We start from the raw sequence: 19,302 nt of genomic DNA on the forward strand, positions 1-19,302 counted from the left end.
TTGCGACAACCTAAGTCGCAGTATTTTGATACCGAGCATTTACCTTGTTGAGTAACCGAATGAAATGGGTTCTTAATTTGAGTGGTGCCACTACTTCTACATTGTCAGCCATATTCCACAAAAACGTTCTTAATCCTGAGGAGTCTCTAACTCTGGCATTGACGCGATAGCGGCCATCTTCCAATTGCTGGACGCTTTGATTTTCACTCAGCTTGGCATTTCGCATGATAAAGTTTGCTGATGGAGAAAACAGTAACTCAATGTCAATTAACTCCGATGCGCTTTTATTTTGACTTCGAGCAATATCTAAATCACTTCGAGTGATTGATGGGGTATCGAGTAAACGCACGTTACGTAATAAATCTATGGATTTGGCATAAAGTTTTGAATCAAATTTGCCAATGGTAAACGTTAGGAGCGCGACACCATCTGATATCTGTATGCCTTCAGGGTTTATAGGACTGTAATCAATCCAATAGCTTTCCCCTTTGATAACCCTTTTTATTTGGCAGGCCATCTGGCGCTTGTGAAGCAGTGCATATTGAACTGTTTCAAATATCTGTGGATCTTGCTCTGCAATGATAAAAGGAAAGGGCTTAGGTAACTGAGCTACGCGGCACGCCCAGTACAACCAAGGGTTATCAGGATCGCTTCCTAATACTTGATCTGCACGTTCAAAATAGGGTGTTAGCTGCTTGAGGCTTTGAGGAGGGAGCAACTCGCTAGCACTGTGCTTTAGCGTGTGAAACGCCAATGCCATATGGTTATCCATCAATGTTAGGTTAAGGCCACGCCAACACGCGGCAATAGACCATCCAAAAGGTTTGCTTCTATCATCAAGTACCAGTCCAAAAAGTCCCATGTCGTGCATGGCTTTTAATTCTCTCTGAACCGTTCTTAGCCCTACGTCATAGTCACGATTTTGTAGCCTATCAGTAACGTCATTAGCAGTAATACGGCTTGGGTGACGGGGTATTTGCTCAAGCATGGCAATTTGGCGCTGGATATTGATTTGCATTGAAGGCTCTCTCCATTCTCTATGCCATTAGCATAATACTAACCTGCGACAAAATCTGACGCACAAGGAGCTTTCATTATAATAATCTGATGTTTAATCGATGCATTGATGATTGTCATTATTAAGTCTCTTATGTCGATGATATCGACATAAGAGACTAATAGGCTGCCGATATGTCGATGAAATGGCTTTTTATAAACATGTAAGTGGGAAGTTCCAGGGGAACTAATCAGACATCAAAGAAGTAATCGAGTGCACTGGCTTTGTACGTTCAACAGTTTCTACGTACATAGAAAGATATGCATAATTGAACAAGTTCATAATGTGTTGTAAGTATATTGATGCATATGTTGTTTTTTAAATGAGCATGCTTTATTTTAGTAAGATTGTTGTGTTGTAGATAACCTGGATATTCGGTGGTTCTATATAAATGACACTAGACGCAGTCATAGTCATAGTTAGATAAAAATAGGTTTAGGGATGAACAAACAAAGATTATTAGTCAGTTGGATTGGTGGAAATGACCTAAATATGCCTGAAGGCCAGATGACTGGTCCTATTTGGGCAACGATTAAATCAGCAAAATTTGATGGTATTGAACTCATCTATAACTATAGCGACGATGAAGTAAGACCGTATGTATCCCTTCTGTCAGAACGGGTGAAATGCAAAATCAATACTCGAAAAGCCAATCTTTCCTCCCCAATAGATTACGAGGATATTTATATTGCTGCAGAGCAATTATTGAAAGATGTTGTACATCCCGAATCAGATTTAAGTATTTTGTTAAGTCCTGGTACCCCCGCGATGCAGGCCATTTGGGTTTTGCTTGGTAAAACGCGTTTCCCTTGTACTTTCTATCAAGCCTCAAAGGAGCAGGGAGTTGAAGCCGTTAAGATCCCTTTTAAACTATATGCTGAATATGTTCCTGCAGTCACTCAACTAAACCAGTCCGAACTAAATAATCTCGCCCAACTAGAAGCTCCCATTGATTCAGCTTTTGATGACATCATCACCAATGGAACAGATATTCAAACACTCAAGTACCAAGCACAAATTTTGGCACAACAAGAAGTGCCAGTGCTGATTTGTGGCGAAAGTGGCACTGGTAAGGAGATGTTTGCTAGAGCAATACACAATGCCAGTGTCCGCAAAGACAAGCCTTTTATTGCTGTAAACTGTGGTGCTTTCCCCTCAGAGCTTATCGACTCAATACTATTTGGTCATAAACGTGGGGCATTCACTGGGGCCGTTTCTGACAAAGCAGGTGTATTTGAGCAGGCCCATAATGGGACTTTATTTCTAGATGAGTTTGGAGAGCTGGAACCTGCAGTGCAGGTAAGGTTGCTCAGAGTGCTTCAGGATGGCAAATATACTCGTCTTGGAGATTCAGATGAGCAAAGCAGTAACTTTCGGTTAATTACAGCAACCAATAAAAATTTGATTTCCGAAGTTGCTCATGGTCGGTTTCGTGAAGACTTGTTTTATCGGGTTGCAATAGGCGTATTACAGTTACCCCCATTAAGATTACGACAAGGTGACTTAGACTTTTTGGTTGACTCGTTAATGCAGACTGTGGTGAAAGAGCACCCAGTACTACAAGGTAAAAATATTTCCCATCTCGCAAAAGAAATTATCAAACAGCATAAATGGCCTGGCAATATTCGAGAATTAAAGGCGACTCTATTAAGAGCAGCATTGTGGTCTAGTTCCGATTGTATTGACGAGGCTGAAATGCGACAAGCCTTGTTTATTATGGAAGGTAAACAAGAATCTCTTTTAGATAGGGATATACAACAAGATTTTGATATAAATGATATTTTATCTGAGGTTGAGAGCCATTATATTGTCAAAGCACTTGAACAAGCTGATGGCAACAAAAGTAAAGTAGCAAAATTACTTGGTTACAACAATCACCAAACATTGAGTAATCGGCTGAAAAAACTAGGGATATAAACAGTGCGCTATACATTGGCATGAATCTAGCTATTACTGGTTCATTCCTGAAGTTGTATCGGGACTGTCACTCAAAATAAGGACATAATTTTGAACAATCTAACATCAATCGCCCTTTTATCACGTAAAGAAAAAATAGTTCGCTTAATAGATGAAATGAACAAGGGGTTGCTTGAGCGAAATGAGCAAGTAAAGCTAATGCTATTAGCTGCGCTAGCCGGTGAGCATGTTCTGTTAATCGGGCCACCAGGTACCGCAAAAAGTGAATTGGCTAAGCGTTTAAAAAGTGTTTTTGTCGAGGCTAGCTACTTTGAGCGTTTGTTAACGCGTTTCTCTGTACCAGAGGAGCTATATGGCCCTTTATCTATTCAGGCCCTTGAAGATGATAAATACAAACGGTTAACCAGTGGTTATTTGCCTGAAGCGTCAGTTGCTTTTATCGATGAAATATTTAAAGCCAATAGTGCCATTTTAAATAGCCTACTGACATTATTGAATGAACGTGAGTTTGATAATGGTAACCGTAGATACAAGGTTCCGCTTATTTCAGTCGTGGCAGCTAGTAACGAACTGCCTGAAGGGGAAGAGCTTTCCGCACTTTATGATCGATTTATGCTGCGTAGTTTTGTTGCACCAGTATCAAACGAGAGTTTTCAAGATTTGTTGATGTTGTCGGGTTCAACTTGCGATCCAGAGCTTGAAGTTCGCCTAAAGTTAGAAGATCTAGCTGAAGTTCAGCAACTCTCTGAAAAGGTGCTCCTAAATCCTTCAGTCATTGTGCTATGTAAGGCGTTTAGAGAGCATTTGCAGCGAGAAGATATCTATGTTTCAGATCGTCGCTGGCGAAAAGTTATTAAGCTAATGAAAGTGTCAGCATTTACAACTGGAATGACAGAGGTCAGTAATTATGATGCATGGATTTTGCCTCATTGCCTCTGGAATAAGCCAGAAGAACTACAAGGGTTAAAAGAGGTTTACGAACAAGCTGTTGCTATAAATGGTGAGTTTTCTCATGAACGTTTAACAAGCTTGGTATCTATTTGGGATAACAAATTACAAGCTGATAAATCGCAACAAAGGCAAAAACAAGACGCTAAAGGCCGACCTCTATTTATCAATGATAAAGGCAATGAAACGATTAAGTCTTCGGGGGAAGTACAAAAGACTGATAGCAGTGGGAATTTGATTTATGTAGACAAACACTACAACAAAGAAACTGTTGAAAAAACAAATGGATATAGTGGGTCCAATGATCCCGTTATTATTGAAGTATCATTTAAGGCAACAACAGAGTCTGTACATTATTCTAAATCTCATATTCAAGGTCGATTGCAGGAAGTTGGTGAGTTAAAAAATACAGCTCAATCACATATTGATGCTTTGAATAATCAATTGGATTCTGCGAATGCAACATTTAATGACCACATTTGGCTAGATAAGACATTACTACCACAGATCACAGCCAGCCTTGAAAATGCACGTTCACACACTCAAAAACAGCTGTCTAAGATAAATAAATTAGAAGTTGGTTTTACTGCGTTACCGAAAGAAGATGAGTCAATATATATCGATTCAGATGTAGCTGAAGATACAGCTTTAGAAGGTGAGCTTTGTGAGTGAACCTAAACCAACAATGGCGAAACATAAAGTCGGCTTGTTGGCGCAGTTTGACCAGCAGTTTTCTGCCATTGATTTATTGCCGAAAGAGCTTATGCCTGCGGTAGTCACTTTACCAGGTGGTGACTTAACTAGTCGTTGTCAGTCTATTGCATTGCTTCGTACGCAGCTGCTGACTGCAGAAGAGCTTTCTCTTCCATGCCCATGGCTACCAGAGGTGATACAACAGCAGATAATCACCTCAATAAAGGCTTCAGGAATTGCGCGTTATTGTAAAAACAACCCAATAGTGACTGATGCCTTGCTTACTGATTTGCTGATTAAACTTGAAGGAGCACAACTCCAGGCATTGGCAATATCGCAGCAGATGGCGATCATTGCGGAAAACAAGGCCATAGAACAATTACGACTAGAACTAGAAGCAATTCAAAAGAAACGTAGTTCTACCAAAAAGAAAAAATTTTTAGCACTCAATGATGCTCAACGTCTAGATATTAAAGTTAAAGCTGAGCTCAATGCCTGGATACAGCTAGCAACTGGTGCTGGTGGACAACTATTTGAGCTTCCTGACATTTGGTCACAAAGGCGTGAAATATGGCAAGAGCTAGAAGGTGTTTTTACTGATTTAGGGCTGGTAACAGGCCTTGGTTGGGACCTCTCTCAAGGAATATTTCAAAGCCACGGTTGGATGAATTTAGTTAGGTTACAAAAGATAGTTAAGCAAATACCTCAGCTGCGTGAAGTAATTGAAACCTTGGGGAGAATGAAAGATACCGAAGGGGATCCAATCATTGAAGAAATTATTTCACGCATGAGCGTGACCTTTAGGCATGAAGTTGAAGTTATCACTCCCTTAGTGCCGATGGAGACTAAGGGAATTACCAGATCAGATTCTATTAGTCGCATGTTGCCACAAGAAGCTGCTTTTTTCGGCCACCCAGTACTGAAAAAGTTATGGCATGTACGAAGAGCAGAGCATGCTTTGCTGAGTTATGCCGTTGAAGGTACAGAGCTAATAACTGAAGTTACCGAACAAGAGCAAGAATTCAAAGAAAGCAAGGCTGGTAAAAAGCTTAATAGAAACCGTGGCCCAATGATCGTGTGTCTAGATACTTCAGGCTCAATGAGTGGAACACCGGAGAATGTTGCTAAGGCACTTGTGCTGCAATGCATCAGTGTTGCAAAAAAAGAAAAACGAGCATGCTTTGTTTATTTGTTCGGCAGCAAGGGGGAGGTCAAAGAAATGGAGCTCACACCAGATAAAGCTGGACTGGAGCAGATGATCCTATTTTTGTCTATGTCATTTGGTGGAGGCACTGACGTCGAAGGTCCACTCAATATGGCGTTAGAAAGAAGTGATGAGAAGCAATGGCTGCGGGCTGATATTCTTTTGGTTAGTGATGGCGAGTTTTCAGTGTCGTCAGGTCTTTCAAGGAAAATTAAACATCGGAAAGAGCAGCGGGCAATGAGCGTTCACGGTGTCGTCATTGGAGGGAGTTTGTCACCTATGGACAAAATCTGTGAACCTTTGCATCAGTTTTCAAGCTGGTTATATCTTCAAAATAACAAACATTAAAGGTAAAGGAGTACTAGTGTCGAAAGCTAAAGATAATTTTGAAAATGCAATTCAGGACTCAGAACGTATTTTGCAGGCCTATGACCAACTAAATCAAATAGAAGGTCGAGAAAGAGAGCCTGAAGAACTCAAGCGTGCAGCGTTGATCATGACTTTGACGGCTTGGGAAACCTACGTTGAAGATATTATTGAGGAGCGACTAACCGCTGATTTACGGACTCTGGAAGGTTCAAAAGTAGCAAGTTTCATTACATCTACCTTAGAAAGGGAACTGAGGTATTTTCATACTCCCAATTCGAAAAATACCAAGGGGATGTTTGAACGCTATCTACATCTGGATGTTACAGAAGCATGGACTTGGATTGATGGCGATGCTGAACAGGTTAAATCGAAATTAAACCAATGGATTAAGAAAAGAGGTGAGGCCGTTCACCGTTCGGTAAGTGATAAACAAGCCGCTCATCTAGTAAATCGCCAAGATATGAATAAGTGTCTGACATTTTTTAAAAAGCTCGTTGAAACAACCAATTCGGCTTTGGATGGTGTTTAGAACCGCTCTAAACGAACTGTAAATCAATATTTATAGTTCGTTATGAGCCCATTGTTGCCGAATGAATGTTGACCTGGTTAGAACGTGGTTAATTAGGGTTATGTTGTTGACTTGTAAAGTCAAATCTGATTTTTATTGAGTCATTGAAGACTCCCTAATTTTCCCGTATTCTCTCATTTAACGACTAAGAGAATGTTCAGAGCATCTAGACATAAATGACAGATCAAATCCTGACCCTAAAAGAAGTGGCGGCTTACTTGAAGCTGACCGATAAAACAGCTTACCGCTTAGCCAGTGAAGGCAAGCTTCCAGGCTTTAAAGTCGGTGGCAGTTGGCGCTTTAAACGTGAAGACTTAGAAGCGTGGATTGAAGATAACAAAACTAAAGTAAACGGAGAGTCTTCAAAATGACTAGTGAAGATAACCTAGTTAGTCTGGGCTTTAAGTTTGGTAAAAATGGCGCACATTCTGCGCGAAGTATGATGATCGAAGAGTTGTCATTGCTGTTTTTGTCTTGCTCTGAGAATGCAACTCAAGTAGATTTTGAAAAAGATATTGTTGATTTTAATATCCTCCATAAACCAACGGAGAAGTCACGCAAGCTCACCTTCCGCCATTTAGTTGATCTATATTCATTAGATTTAGATGTGCCACTGTTTAATGTACTCAGACAATGGTGGGAGCTTGATGAAAAAGCACAACCGGTCTTAGCCTTGCAGCTTGCAGTAGCACGCGATCCTATTCTTAGAGGGTCTGTACCAGTTATTTTGGGGTTAGAAGCAGGTGAACACTTAAGTCGCCAGACAGTTAAATAGAGCCACCCACAGTTAATTGCGAACATTGCATCCTCTTACTAAACTTTAAGCATTACTGAAGTAGGAGATGTCATGCCGCGTCCCAGAAGAACTCAAATTAGCATTGAAGATACGCCGTGGTACCACACAGTCTCAAGATGTGTGCGTAAAGCCTGGTTGACTGGAGTCGACCCCAATACAGGGCAATCCTACGAACATCGACGAGATTGGGTTGAGTCTCAGTTGCTTAAGCTAGCTGACATTTTTGCCATTGATATAGCGGCTTATGTCGTCATGAGTAACCATCTTCACCTGGTGCTGAGGATAGATATTGAGTTAGCAAATAGCCAGTTAAATAGAGCCACCCACAGTTAATTGCGAACATTGCATCCTCTTACTAAACTTTAAGCATTACTGAAGTAGGAGATGTCATGCCGCGTCCCAGAAGAACTCAAATTAGCATTGAAGATACGCCGTGGTACCACACAGTCTCAAGATGTGTGCGTAAAGCCTGGTTGACTGGAGTCGACCCCAATACAGGGCAATCCTACGAACATCGACGAGATTGGGTTGAGTCTCAGTTGCTTAAGCTAGCTGACATTTTTGCCATTGATATAGCGGCTTATGTCGTCATGAGTAACCATCTTCACCTGGTGCTGAGGATAGATATTGAGTTAGCAAATAGCCAGTTAAATAGAGCCACCCACAGTTAATTGCGAACATTGCATCCTCTTACTAAACTTTAAGCATTACTGAAGTAGGAGATGTCATGCCGCGTCCCAGAAGAACTCAAATTAGCATTGAAGATACGCCGTGGTACCACACAGTCTCAAGATGTGTGCGTAAAGCCTGGTTGACTGGAGTCGACCCCAATACAGGGCAATCCTACGAACATCGACGAGATTGGGTTGAGTCTCAGTTGCTTAAGCTAGCTGACATTTTTGCCATTGATATAGCGGCTTATGTCGTCATGAGTAACCATCTTCACCTGGTGCTGAGGATAGATATTGAGTTAGCAAATAGCTGGACTGATAGAGAGGTCGTCGAGCAGTGGCATCAGCTGTTTAAGGGGACTGAGCTGACACAAAGATTTGCCAAAGGTGAGCTGGTTGAAGAACTAAATCTATCACAATTAAGACATTCAATTGCCGATTACAGAAGCCGATTAAGTGATATATCCTGGTTTATGAGGTGCTTAAATGAGCCTATTGCTCGAATGGCCAACAAAGAAGATAAGTGCACAGGTCGGTTCTGGGAGGGGCGGTTTAAGTCCCAAGCGCTGCTGGATGAAGCTGCGGTTTTGACCTGTATGGCTTACGTTGACTTGAATCCTATTCGAGCCAAGATGGCGCAAACGCCAGACAAATCAGACTATACCAGTATCCAAGCCCGTATAAAGGCAGCACTTATTGGCGAGCAACCTCAGTCCTTGGTTCCCTTTATTGGAGGTGAACGGTTTAACCAGCCAAAAGGGATTAACTTTTCATTACAAGATTATCTACAACTAGTGGATGAAATGGGTCGAATACTTCGTGAAGATAAACGTGGCAGTATCTCCGTCAGTTCATCTAAGATTCTAAAAACATTGAATATATCAACGGGTAATTGGATAAAACTCACCTCTGAGTTTGGTAAGATATTTCATGGGCCAGTTGGCACCACTCAAGAGCTTACAAATTACTGCGAACATCTACAGAAACGGCGCCGTCATTTTGCTAAGTGTTGTCGGTATTTAGAAGATGGCTGATAGCCTGATTTAGCTAGCTTACTGTTCGTTAAACATAAGCCCTTCAAAACCTTGGGTTAACAACCCCTGCCAGAAATTCGTGTTTTTCGCTAGAATCCCCCCATGTTTAACATTTATAAGTAGATTGAAGGTGGCATTCTTCAGTAATGGCTAAGTTTTCTATCTGATGAGTAGAGAGCTGGTCTTAGCCCGGTTATGTTGTTGATTTATTGTGGGTGGCCTGATTTATCTTGCGCATCATCATGTTCACTGCCGCACAGGCAGCTTAGAAAAATGATAAAGGCTATGTTCAGTGCACTATCAGGTTCACTGCCGCACAGGCAGCTTAGAAATCAGAGGGTTCAACAATGCCAGTAATGAACATGTTCACTGCCGCACAGGCAGCTTAGAAATCTATGGCATCGAGTTGGGATTGAATATCGTGGTTCACTGCCGCACAGGCAACTTAGAGAATTTAGTCGTGTTTACACCAAATATGTTGAAGGTGCGTTAGGGCATTGTCTGAATTAGGGGAGGGTAGGCATGGGCTCTAACCCACGGTTAAGAATGTCAGGTTTGGCCATTGCACGACCAATTCAAGATTATCCATCAATTCCGTTGTCGCCACTTTGCCGCTATTTTGCCATTTTCTACCATTTGGAATGTGACAAAGTATTAGTTAAAGGAGAACGTCAAAGCTGATCGAGAGTGTGTAATAGATTGAAATTAAATAGGAAAGTCACTAATAAAGGCTAAGTAATTGGTGAAGGGTCGATGTGGGATCGAACCTCTTTAATTAAACCCATAAAAAAAGGCCAACCCGTTAAGGTTGGCCTTTCTTAGTATTTGGTGGAGGCGGCGGGGCTCGAACCCGCGTCCAAAAAGCCTACATCCAAGGCGCTACATGCTTAGTCTCTCTTTTAATTAACCAAGTACACTCCGAAAGACAGGATTGCAATTGGCGAGTTCAGTACTATTTCGCGGTTCACCCCTGAACGTGGTTCCCTCGCTATCAAATGTAAGATGACCATCTATAAACCAAACCCATTTGAGAAGTTTCGGCAAGATGGCTAGCTAGCCTAAGCTGCTAGAGAGTAGTTAGAGTCGTTAGCAACTATAACAGTGAGGCTTTTTACGAGGCCAACCTCCCCTCGGCATGCTCCCAGGGTTTCGAGAATCTTGTCGAATCCAGAATCGCCCCCAAGTACAATCTGATTGTAACGCGTTGCCACTAGATTACCAAGCGTGTTTTGCAACTCGTTATATCGTTTGTTCGTTATCCGTACGTTTTGCTGTGTTTTAGTGTTTGATTGAACGTTTTTCATGCTTTAGTCATAGTTTGTAAGCTATAACTTGCCGCTAATAACACTTACAGCTTGTTAGTTATTCACCACGTACGGCTTTTTTCATTGTTCGAGCTTTTTCAATCTGCCATTCACGATCTTTGGTATCGTCACGCTTATCGTGTTCTTTCTTACCTTTACCTAGACCTATCTCAATTTTTACCCAGGCACCTTTCTGCCAATACATAGAGATTGGTACGATAGAGTAGCCCTTACGATCAACTAGCCCTTGTAACTTATCTAGCTCTTTTCGTTTGAGCAGAAGTTTACGCGAGCGCATAGGATCACAGACTACATGGGTTGATGCGGTATTCAATGGCGCTATAGTACAACCGAAGAGAAAGGCTTCGCCGTCTCTCATAAATACATAGCTTTCAGACAAGTTAACCTTGCCCATACGAATAGACTTAACTTCCCATCCCATAAGGGACAGACCTGCTTCCATCTTCTCTTCGAATTTATAGTCGAAGGTTGCGCGTTTATTACGTGCAATCGATGCGGAGGAGTTTTTTGAGTTTTTTGCATTTTTCTTAGCCATAGGCTGGCTATTATACGCAGGGACAAGTTTTTTGGAATTGCTGCTAACGAATTATTCAATATTTTCTGCAGAATAAAGCGGGTTTGCATGTTTTTTGAACAGGTTAGGCCAGCTTAGAGGGAAAATTTGCGGCGCAGTGCTTTGATGGGGCTAATTTTAGAAACAGCTAAATATGCGTTTTTCTCTGATCGTGTTAAAATCCTGTCATTAGTGATCACCTATAACTTGGTTCGGGTGATTGGTTTCGGTAACTGGTTTTATCAAGTTGTTGAGATAAACTGTTTCAGGTAAAGAGTAGAATGCCCAAAATATCCCGCAGTGTGTTAGTGCGCTTTAGTGCCATGCAGATGTATGAAATCGTCAATGATGTTGAATCCTATAAAGAGTTTCTGCCCGGTTGTGTTGGCGGTAAGGTACTCGAGTTTGATGGCGAGACTATGCTTGCATCTGTCGATGTGTCTAAAGCCGGTATTAGTAAAACCTTCACTACCCGTAATCAGGTCATTCCGGGCAAGAGTATTCAGCTTTCTTTAGAAAATGGCCCTTTCAAACATTTGCTCGGCGAGTGGCGCTTCACCGAATTGACCGAAGATGCCTGCAAGATAGATTTCGAGTTAAACTTTGAGTTCTCAAATTCCATCGTAGAGTTGGCGTTCGGCAAGGTGTTTAAAGACTTGATGTCTTCTATGGTGACGGCGTTTACCGGTAGAGCGAAAGTGATCTATCGATAGTCGCTTCAGTCGCGAGTTTCCAGATATAAGTCACTGGATTTTAGCTTGATGTGTATTGTGAAAGAGATAAATTGATGAACATAGAGCAGGAAGATTTCGTGGTAGAGGTTATTTATGCTTTACCCACACAGCAAAAACGTATTCAGATAAAAGTGACGCCGGGTACAAGCTGCATTGAAGCGGTCGAATTGAGTGGCATGCAGACTTATTTTCCTGAAATTGATCTTGAAGCGGTCAAACTGGGGATTTTTAGCCGTGCAGTAAAGCATGACGAAGTTTTAGTGCCGGGCCAGAGAGTAGAGATTTATCGTCCCTTGATTGCCGATCCTAAAGATGTGCGAAGACGCCGTGCTGAAAAAGCTAAAGATGAAGGCAGGATAAATAAGATCACCGGTGGCAAGATATAAATAAACGAGTTCCTAGAGCTAGGCTCTAGGAACTGGATTTGCTCTATTTAAATATCGACGACTAAACGTCTGCTATTCAAATTTCTGCTCAGCTTGAGACTCAGAATCTTTCTCTTCTACTAATGGCTTAACGTCGGGACGCTGCTCTGGGATCATAGGCTCTTCAGCGTTATCCGTTTTAGCATCAGTGCCTAGCATAATGGCGTCAGGCAGACGGCTCTGATCTAAGGGGGTATTAAAATCTTTCGCAAGATCGTAATCACCCACAACTTTAGTCAGCATGTCATTTTCAAAGTGAATAATCAGCTCTTTGTGTATGACGCTTGCATCACGTCCACTCTTATAGTGATACACGTAATACCAGGTATTATTGGCAAAGCTGTCACGTAATACTGGTCGACCTAGTATGTATTCAACTTGTTCCTTGGTCATCTCAATACGTAGTTTCTCTACCTGTTGAGTTTCCATGTAGTTACCTTGTGGTATATCCGGTTTATAGATCAACCAGTCAAATACGCTACATCCTGTCACAGATAACGTGAGCGCAGCGGCGCCCAAAAGGGTAAGACTCTTCTTTTTAATTGTCATTGAATACGCTACTTCATAAAATCTATCGGTCATCATACCCAAGCACAACCTGTTGTGACAAGAGTTGATGGAACATTATTCGGTTAATTTAAGTTAGCCCGTCACTTGGCAGGGCTACCAGATTCGACCATAAGCTTAGTGATTGGTTCCGAAAGTTAACATTATTCGTTTTTAGTCTCGTTATTATATAAAAAAACGGCTGTGAAAATAGTACAAAACTCGGCTAGATAAAATGTGGGGTTCTGTGGGTGATCTTTTTCTGTGTCAGGGAGGAAACGTCGTCTAACCAAGATGCTTTAGCGTTTAAAACGCTAGCTAATGTTAACCGTTTTTCCTGGCTTGTTTTTGTAATGGCTTGGTTTTCCTGCAAGACATTAATTCAATTAACTTTGTAACACTTAGCAATAAGCACTTGCAAAGTAACGAATAAGTTACGAGAATGTGTCCAAGTGGGTGCGCTATCTTAAGGGAATCAAGTAATGCCGACGCCGAAAAATAGTATATGCCGTCAAGGTAGCCTGGTTTGTGTCGGTACCGGCCTAAATCTCGCCGGTCAGATCAGTGTCCTCAGTAAGAGTTATATAGAAAATGCCGATGTGGTGTTTTCGTTAGTGCCAGACGGGTTTGCACAGCGTTGGCTGGAAACCCTCAATAGTGATGTACGCAGTCTGCAGCCTTACTATGCCCAGGGCGATGAAATTAAGAGCCGTCGTGATACTTATGACCAGATGGTGCAAGCTATTCTAAATGCTGTTCGTGATGGCAAAAAAGTAGTTTGTGCACTCTACGGTCACCCTGGGGTATTTGCTTGTGTATCTCACTTTGCCATAGAGATTGCTAGAGAAGAGGGTTACATCGCTAAGATGGAACCGGGAATTTCGGCTGAGGCCTGTTTGTGGGCCGACTTAGGTATAGATCCTGGAAATTCTGGTCATCAAAGTTTCGAAGCCAGTCAGTTTATGTTTTACAAACACACACCGGACCCAACGACACACCTTTTATTGTGGCAGATAGGTATAGCTGGTGAGCATACCTTGACCGAGTTCCATACTTCATCGGATCGTTTACAAGTCTTGGTGGAACAGCTTAATCAATGGTATCCACTCGAGCATGAAATCATCCTCTATGAAGCGCCCAATCTACCGATACAGCAAGCTAGAATTGATAAGTTACCTTTGAAAAATCTGCCTTTCGCTCGCTTGACTGCTATTACCACCTTGCTTATTCCGCCGTCTAGAAAGCTTGAGGTCAATCATGAGATTTTGGCCAAGTTAGGCATCACCGAAGCAGATTTAGGATAAGAAATTTTTATAGAGTCAGTCGTAATCACTTGTTAAAAGTTCAAAAAAAGTTAGGTAGCGGTGAAATATCGCTATAAATAATAAACAAACAGTACCCTAATCACCTAAAAGGACCGAGTTAATGTCAAAGTTAAATGATCTGTTAGAAAACCTAAGTTCAGATGCAAAGTTAAAGGCTAAATACCTTGAAAATCCTGAGCAGGTGATGGAAGAGGCTGGGCTTAATGATAAAGAGAAAACAGCTATGCGATCAGGTGATGAGAAGAGCCTGACTGATATAACTGGTGATAAGAGAGCTTTTAGTAAGTATATCTATAATTCCAAAAAATAAATAGCAAGCTTAGTTTAGTATTTATTATTATGTAATTATTTTTCATAAATAGCATGAAAAGTGGTTTTTTTAATATTCCAATTAGGATGTTACCTCTTGAGAAAATTGTTAATAAAGCTGAGCCTATTTTTTAGAAAAGTCCTGCTATTATCATTTTTTTCTATAGTACTGCCGTTACCAGTTCAGAGCTTAGAGTTAGATGAATTGGATGATTTTTTGACAATAATGGAGGGGAAGAGAACTCAAGACCCTCAATTTGTTGTAGATTCACTTAAAGAAATAGACTCGATATCAGAGACCATGAGTGAAGAGCAAAAGTATCGAACGATATTGCTTCAAGCACACTCTTTAGGTATGAATGATAATGTTGATAAGGCAATTGATTTATTAGTTTTTAACTTAAAAACTTTTCCTTCCACTAAGTTAAGCTTTTATCGAACAAGAATGCTTGGTTTACTTGCGAATACATACTCTTTTAATAATGAATTTTCCAAGTCTTTTCAAACACTACGAGAGTTACTCCCCCTATTAACTGACATTGATGATATTGAAAGTGAAATATCCGGATATAGGTTGGCAGTTGAATTGTTTGGTGAAGTACAGATGAAGAGAGAAGCTCTGAATTATGCCAATATTATTTATAGTGAATTCGATAAGGTATTGATAGAAAGAGATAAATGTTTTATTTCTTTCAACTATGCAGAGAGTTTTTCTGATGTGTATGGCTCCTCACAAAATAGATGGTCAGAGGTCGAAACTCTATATCAAAATGCCTTTGTATTCTGTGAAGCTGCTAATGAGAAAATGGTTATGGCTGGCGCAACTCTCGGCCAAGCAAAGATTTTAATTAATAGAGAGTCTTTTTTTCAGGCTAAGAGCTTAATCAAATATGCATTAGATTTATCATCATCGATCCCTTATCCATTGGATATGGCTGAGGCATATCTTTTACTTGCCAAAATCGAAGTGCATGATAGTCGGCTTCATCTTGGAGTTGGCTTACTCAACAAAGCTTTGGATATAGGGTTAACGATTGATGATAGTCAATTGCTATCTAAAATATATAAACCCTTAGCAGAGTTAAGTGAACAGCTAGGCCAAAATGATAAAGCACTAGAGTACTTAAAGCTCTATCAAGAACATTATTCAAAAATATTGGGCGAAACCCAAAGTAAAATTATTGCCTTCGAGACAAGTAAACTCGATTATCTTGAGAAAGAACGCCAAATTCGTTATCTCAACAAAGACCGTGAACTCTATACGGCTAAAGCTGCTTTGACTGAATTACAACGTAGTAATGAGCGCATGATGAATACGCTGATTTTCGGTGGCCTAATTATCTTAGCCATTTTCGCTGCAGTGATGGCCATGCAGAAGCGTAAATATAAAATGTTAGCTCAGCACGATGCATTGACGGGGATCTTCAATCGCGGTACGGCGCAGAATATTGCCGAGAACAGTTTTATCAAGGCTGCTTCGAAGAGAGAAATGTTTAGTGTCATCATGTTCGACCTGGATTTCTTTAAGCGCATCAATGATAACTATGGTCACGGCACCGGAGATTGGGTGTTAAAGAAGGTGGCGGATATGATCAATAAAGCCAGTCGAAGCGATGACATTTTTGCACGTTTCGGCGGTGAGGAGTTTGCCCTGTTTCTGCCTGATACTGACGAAGCTAAAGCCAATGCCATGGCTGAGGAGTATCGTCGCATTATTGAGTCCATAGAAACCAAGTTTTCAGGTCACAGCTTTGCAATAACGGCAAGCTTTGGTGTCACAAGCAGTGGTGAAGATGATTTGAGCTTAGATCCCTTGCTACATAGAGCCGATATCGCCATGTATCACTCTAAAGAGCTAGGGCGTAACTGTGTCACTGCTTATAGGCCCGAAATTGAGCTGAGTCGTTCAGGGTATCAAAAGAGTAAGATGGCATTCGGTTAGTGGTTTAGCTTCATGGCTTGGATTAACGGCTCGGGTTTGCAGCTTAATTTCACAATAAAATAGGATTTGATAGAAAGCGCTTTTAAGGCGATAGGGCATTGAGACACTTTTGCCTTACAGCCTTACAGCCTTACAGCCTTACAGCCTTACAGCCTTACAGCCTTACAGCCTTACAGCCTTACAGCCTTACAGCCTTACAGCCTCAATGTCTCCCAGCTTTCTCGCTTCCATCTTCCTAGCTTCTAGTTCTCTAGAATTTGAGCATTTTTTAATGTTTTTATAAGTTTTTTTCCGATTTAACCAATGTTTTTTACCTTGTTGATCGACAAACAAAAGTCAGCGCTTGCTACCGGCTGCTCGGATGCCAGCTTGTTGTATTAACGTTTTCGTAAACGTCAAATTAAAACAAACGTTTAATTCATAGTCTCTTGGAGATGAATATAAAGTATTGAAATAATTATAGATCTACTTTTTCCTTATTGGCTGATCTAAAACAGGAGATGATTTTTGTATTTTTAGAGTCTTAGTTGTTGGTGTATCTGAATTGTTACTTAGTGGAATATTATTACGTAATTTATTGCCGGGTTGGGTCTGTGGTCAATTTTTCAGACCACTTAATCACTTTGCGAGCTGTCTTCTTTTTTATGATTTTAATATCTATAAATTACATCTACTTAAGTCTTATTGGTGGATGGTTTAGTTGATTGTTAGCAGTCACTTTTATTTAGTCAGAGGTTTGAGTGTGCACTTGCTTAGCATTGCAAATGACCTTTTTTGTTAGTAGGTTTTATTACGAATTATGCTTTTATATTCGGTGAGGGCATTAGCATAAAGCGGTTGCCTTGTTGGTGAATATCACTACAGCAGATGACCTTGTGATTTTTCAAACTTACTTGAATAGGATTTTAAAACCAGTTTAGCTGGGGATTTAACTATTACAGTTTGCTGCTTTACAGCGGTTGTCCCCGTGCAGTATTCCTACGTGGTGCATGGGTTTTTTATTCAACTTTATGCAAGATTAATACTTTAAACAATAACATTGCTACGACAGTGTTTGCTTGTGTTTGCGGCTCAATCGAGCCGCATTTTTTTACCTGTTATTTAGCCATCATCTATGTGTTTCTTCCATCAGCTATTTATATCTCTTATGCCGATTGGTCTTGAATGGTATTACCCCAATCTCAACAGCTAGAAGATGTAGTTATTGGATAGGCAATAAATGAGACTAGTCGATTGTAAATTATACAGTTTCGGTGTTTTACTCAAGATAGGTTATGTTTATTGATGTTATTTGTGTTAACTGTGTTATAAGTTTTTGTGCCTATACTTTAGAAGTAGGTAAAAGCTTATTTCAATCCTTTATAAGAATTTATAAGAAGAGAGCGATTTGAATTCCCAAACACAGAGTCAAATTCAGGTTAAATCGAAAGGAGTCGATTACTGGACTAAGCGCATAAGCGATCAGGAGATGCCGGCATTATGCTCTACAGTTAAAACACTGGAGAAGTTGGCAAAAGACGACGTCTCTTCCCTTGGATTACTGGGGAAGAGCGTGATGCACGATAATGCATTGACCTCTCGAATATTAAGAGTGGCAAATAGTGCCACGTACAATAAAAGCCAGAACCAGGTGACGACCGTGAGTCGTGCTACCGTAGTGTTAGGTTTCGATACCATACGTAATATCTGTATTACCGCTAAATTACTCAGTAGCTTACTAGAATCAAAAGGCTTGTCTGAGCCCGTATATCAAAGACTTATTAAGTTGATGGCGCGTGCTTTTCAGGCGGCAATGTTAGCCAAGATGATGCTCAGAGATCATGATGAAGAGTTGCAGGAGGAGGTATTTATCGCATCCTTACTGTATCACTTAGGTGAAAGCGCTTTTTGGAGTACAGGCTGTGATGAGGCGGTTGAGCTTGATGCCGCGATACTGCAGTGTGGTGATATCAAACAAGAGAAAGGCATCATTCGTGAGATGTTAGGTACTTCCTTCAATAAGCTGTCTTTGGGTATCGCACGCAGTTGGGGACTGGGAGATGTGTTACTTAAGTCTCTTAGTAATCCCGATGAGCGTACTCCAGAGATCCGCAGTATTTACCTGGCTAATCAAATCAGTGAGCTCTTGGCCCAGGAAAACCCGGCGCCTGAAGATTTACAACTTAGGCTAATGCAAGCTGCAAAAATGTTGAACATAGAGGTTGATGAACTAAAGCTTCGCATGGTTCGCTGTAGCAAGGCTACGAAAAAATTAGCCGAGGCCTATGGCGCTAAGGTGCTTATAGAGCATCTGCCTAATCCCATGCATCTTAAGAAAGATTTGCTTACCGAAATAAATGAGCCCTTGGTTCGTATGCCGAACATGATGTTACAGTTGAAGAAGTTACGTGAGCTGACGGATTGTGCCATAAACAAATCTGACTTTAATAAGGTGATCACCACCACGTTAGAGGGTCTGTTAGATGGAGTCGGTGTGGACCGTTGTGGTGTCTTATTGTTATCCCCTAATCGTAAGCGGCTGCAGCCACGTATTGCATTAGGCGAAGGGGCTGAGCAGATGAAGACAGAGTTTATTATCACGCTAGAACAGCCTCAATGCCTATTCTGTGACAGTATCGAACACAAGCAGGCCATGTTTGTCGACGATCCAAGCTCCCCCAAATGGCGACTGTATATGGATCCAGATCTGAAAAGCAAAACATCAGCAACAGGCTTCATGATCGCTCCCTTGGTGATAGATCAAAAAGTGATAGGTATGATCTATGCGGACCGCGCGACCTCTGAGCGTAAATTGACTCTGATAGAGTTTGATAATTTCACTCACTTCGCGCAACTTGCCAATGTCTGTCTCTCTGCATCTATGGGGCATTAGGCTCGAGCATCAAT

General features: G+C 41.1%; 16 protein-coding genes, 1 other RNA gene and 2 pseudogenes. 15 read left to right on the top strand and 4 right to left on the bottom strand.

Going from position 1 to position 19,302, the window contains the following annotated elements; all coding sequences use genetic code 11:
• Positions 1 to 10: 10 nt before the first annotated feature.
• Positions 11 to 1,018, bottom strand: coding sequence for a helix-turn-helix transcriptional regulator (locus SVI_RS06210; protein ID WP_013050624.1), 1,008 nt, complete (start codon positions 1,016 to 1,018; stop codon positions 11 to 13).
• A 480-nt stretch (positions 1,019 to 1,498) separates the two neighbouring features.
• On the opposite strand from SVI_RS06210, the gene SVI_RS06215 reads away from it, so the two are divergent.
• The 9 genes and pseudogenes from SVI_RS06215 to SVI_RS06255 all read left to right on the top strand — a co-directional run bounded on the left by SVI_RS06215 (position 1,499) and on the right by SVI_RS06255 (position 9,257).
• On the top strand, positions 1,499 to 2,974 hold the full coding sequence (locus SVI_RS06215; protein WP_013050625.1) for a sigma-54 interaction domain-containing protein: 1,476 nt from the start codon (positions 1,499 to 1,501) through the stop codon (positions 2,972 to 2,974).
• Positions 2,975 to 3,064: 90 nt separating this feature from the next.
• Positions 3,065 to 4,594: an AAA family ATPase gene (locus SVI_RS06220; RefSeq protein WP_013050626.1), complete on the top strand. Its 1,530-nt coding sequence runs from the start codon at positions 3,065 to 3,067 to the stop codon at positions 4,592 to 4,594.
• Positions 4,587 to 6,167, top strand: a complete 1,581-nt coding sequence (locus SVI_RS06225) for a VWA domain-containing protein (protein ID WP_041419743.1) — start codon at positions 4,587 to 4,589, stop codon at positions 6,165 to 6,167. Before SVI_RS06220 ends, SVI_RS06225 begins: the two co-directional genes overlap by 8 nt.
• A gap of 16 nt (positions 6,168 to 6,183) precedes the next feature.
• The gene (locus SVI_RS06230) at positions 6,184 to 6,717 is read left to right on the top strand and encodes a HEPN domain-containing protein (RefSeq protein WP_013050628.1); all 534 of its coding nucleotides are present in this window, start codon (positions 6,184 to 6,186) and stop codon (positions 6,715 to 6,717) included.
• A gap of 215 nt (positions 6,718 to 6,932) precedes the next feature.
• Positions 6,933 to 7,127, top strand: a complete 195-nt coding sequence (gene mads1, locus SVI_RS06235) for a methylation-associated defense system helix-turn-helix domain-containing protein MAD1 (RefSeq protein ID WP_013050629.1) — start codon at positions 6,933 to 6,935, stop codon at positions 7,125 to 7,127.
• Complete coding sequence (locus SVI_RS06240; protein WP_013050630.1) at positions 7,124 to 7,531, top strand: hypothetical protein; 408 nt, start codon at positions 7,124 to 7,126, stop codon at positions 7,529 to 7,531. Before mads1 ends, SVI_RS06240 begins: the two co-directional genes overlap by 4 nt.
• Positions 7,532 to 7,603: 72 nt before the next feature.
• Positions 7,604 to 7,870, top strand: a pseudogene (locus tag SVI_RS06245) (hypothetical protein); the annotation flags it as partial.
• Positions 7,871 to 7,941: 71 nt separating this feature from the next.
• A pseudogene (locus tag SVI_RS06250) lies at positions 7,942 to 8,208 on the top strand (hypothetical protein); the annotation flags it as partial.
• 71 nt (positions 8,209 to 8,279) lie between these two features.
• Complete coding sequence (locus tag SVI_RS06255) at positions 8,280 to 9,257, top strand: transposase (RefSeq protein ID WP_013050632.1); 978 nt, start codon at positions 8,280 to 8,282, stop codon at positions 9,255 to 9,257.
• A gap of 826 nt (positions 9,258 to 10,083) precedes the next feature.
• Here SVI_RS06255 and ssrA read toward each other — a convergent pair.
• Both ssrA and smpB read right to left on the bottom strand, forming a co-directional pair.
• Positions 10,084 to 10,438, bottom strand: a transfer-messenger RNA (tmRNA) gene (gene ssrA / locus SVI_RS20885).
• Between the two features lie 181 nt (positions 10,439 to 10,619).
• Positions 10,620 to 11,117, bottom strand: coding sequence for an SsrA-binding protein SmpB (gene smpB, locus SVI_RS06265; RefSeq protein ID WP_013050634.1), 498 nt, complete (start codon positions 11,115 to 11,117; stop codon positions 10,620 to 10,622).
• Positions 11,118 to 11,416: 299 nt separating this feature from the next.
• Here smpB and SVI_RS06270 point away from each other — a divergent pair, with 299 nt between their 5' ends.
• Together SVI_RS06270 and SVI_RS06275 are read left to right on the top strand one after the other, a co-directional pair.
• Positions 11,417 to 11,848 (top strand): SRPBCC family protein, encoded by a 432-nt coding sequence (locus SVI_RS06270; RefSeq protein ID WP_013050636.1) that lies wholly within the window; start codon positions 11,417 to 11,419, stop codon positions 11,846 to 11,848.
• 74 nt (positions 11,849 to 11,922) lie between these two features.
• Positions 11,923 to 12,255 carry an RnfH family protein gene (locus tag SVI_RS06275; RefSeq protein ID WP_013050637.1) on the top strand — a complete coding sequence of 111 codons (333 nt, stop codon included), beginning with the start codon at positions 11,923 to 11,925 and terminating at the stop codon, positions 12,253 to 12,255.
• 72 nt (positions 12,256 to 12,327) lie between these two features.
• Here the strand turns inward: SVI_RS06275 and SVI_RS06280 are convergent, their stop codons facing one another.
• Positions 12,328 to 12,843 carry an outer membrane protein assembly factor BamE gene (locus SVI_RS06280; protein ID WP_041420239.1) on the bottom strand — a complete coding sequence of 172 codons (516 nt, stop codon included), beginning with the start codon at positions 12,841 to 12,843 and terminating at the stop codon, positions 12,328 to 12,330.
• 479 nt (positions 12,844 to 13,322) lie between these two features.
• Between SVI_RS06280 and SVI_RS06285 the strand changes: the two genes are divergently transcribed.
• The 4 genes from SVI_RS06285 (at position 13,323) to SVI_RS06300 (ending at position 19,288) form a co-directional block, all read left to right on the top strand.
• Positions 13,323 to 14,144 carry an SAM-dependent methyltransferase gene (locus SVI_RS06285; RefSeq protein ID WP_013050640.1) on the top strand — a complete coding sequence of 274 codons (822 nt, stop codon included), beginning with the start codon at positions 13,323 to 13,325 and terminating at the stop codon, positions 14,142 to 14,144.
• Positions 14,145 to 14,265: 121 nt separating this feature from the next.
• The gene (locus tag SVI_RS06290) at positions 14,266 to 14,475 is read left to right on the top strand and encodes a hypothetical protein (protein WP_013050641.1); all 210 of its coding nucleotides are present in this window, start codon (positions 14,266 to 14,268) and stop codon (positions 14,473 to 14,475) included.
• 60 nt (positions 14,476 to 14,535) lie between these two features.
• Positions 14,536 to 16,416 (top strand): tetratricopeptide repeat-containing diguanylate cyclase, encoded by a 1,881-nt coding sequence (locus tag SVI_RS20680; RefSeq protein WP_231847777.1) that lies wholly within the window; start codon positions 14,536 to 14,538, stop codon positions 16,414 to 16,416.
• A 1,468-nt stretch (positions 16,417 to 17,884) separates the two neighbouring features.
• Complete coding sequence (locus tag SVI_RS06300; RefSeq protein ID WP_157608821.1) at positions 17,885 to 19,288, top strand: HDOD domain-containing protein; 1,404 nt, start codon at positions 17,885 to 17,887, stop codon at positions 19,286 to 19,288.
• Positions 19,289 to 19,302 lie beyond the last annotated feature (14 nt).

Origin of the sequence: Shewanella violacea DSS12 (assembly GCF_000091325.1) — a bacterium.
Classification (GTDB): domain Bacteria; phylum Pseudomonadota; class Gammaproteobacteria; order Enterobacterales; family Shewanellaceae; genus Shewanella; species Shewanella violacea.

Coding starts and splice junctions, on each gene's coding strand:
- SVI_RS06210 (WP_013050624.1), bottom strand. CDS start 1,018: ATGCAAATCAATATCCAGCGCCAAATTGCCATGCTTGAGCAAATACCC.
- SVI_RS06215 (WP_013050625.1), top strand. CDS start 1,499: ATGAACAAACAAAGATTATTAGTCAGTTGGATTGGTGGAAATGACCTA.
- mads1 (WP_013050629.1), top strand. CDS start 6,933: ATGACAGATCAAATCCTGACCCTAAAAGAAGTGGCGGCTTACTTGAAG.
- SVI_RS06240 (WP_013050630.1), top strand. CDS start 7,124: ATGACTAGTGAAGATAACCTAGTTAGTCTGGGCTTTAAGTTTGGTAAA.
- SVI_RS06255 (WP_013050632.1), top strand. CDS start 8,280: ATGCCGCGTCCCAGAAGAACTCAAATTAGCATTGAAGATACGCCGTGG.
- smpB (WP_013050634.1), bottom strand. CDS start 11,117: ATGGCTAAGAAAAATGCAAAAAACTCAAAAAACTCCTCCGCATCGATT.
- SVI_RS06270 (WP_013050636.1), top strand. CDS start 11,417: ATGCCCAAAATATCCCGCAGTGTGTTAGTGCGCTTTAGTGCCATGCAG.
- SVI_RS06275 (WP_013050637.1), top strand. CDS start 11,923: ATGAACATAGAGCAGGAAGATTTCGTGGTAGAGGTTATTTATGCTTTA.
- SVI_RS06280 (WP_041420239.1), bottom strand. CDS start 12,843: ATGACAATTAAAAAGAAGAGTCTTACCCTTTTGGGCGCCGCTGCGCTC.
- SVI_RS06285 (WP_013050640.1), top strand. CDS start 13,323: ATGCCGACGCCGAAAAATAGTATATGCCGTCAAGGTAGCCTGGTTTGT.
- SVI_RS06290 (WP_013050641.1), top strand. CDS start 14,266: ATGTCAAAGTTAAATGATCTGTTAGAAAACCTAAGTTCAGATGCAAAG.
- SVI_RS06300 (WP_157608821.1), top strand. CDS start 17,885: ATGCCGGCATTATGCTCTACAGTTAAAACACTGGAGAAGTTGGCAAAA.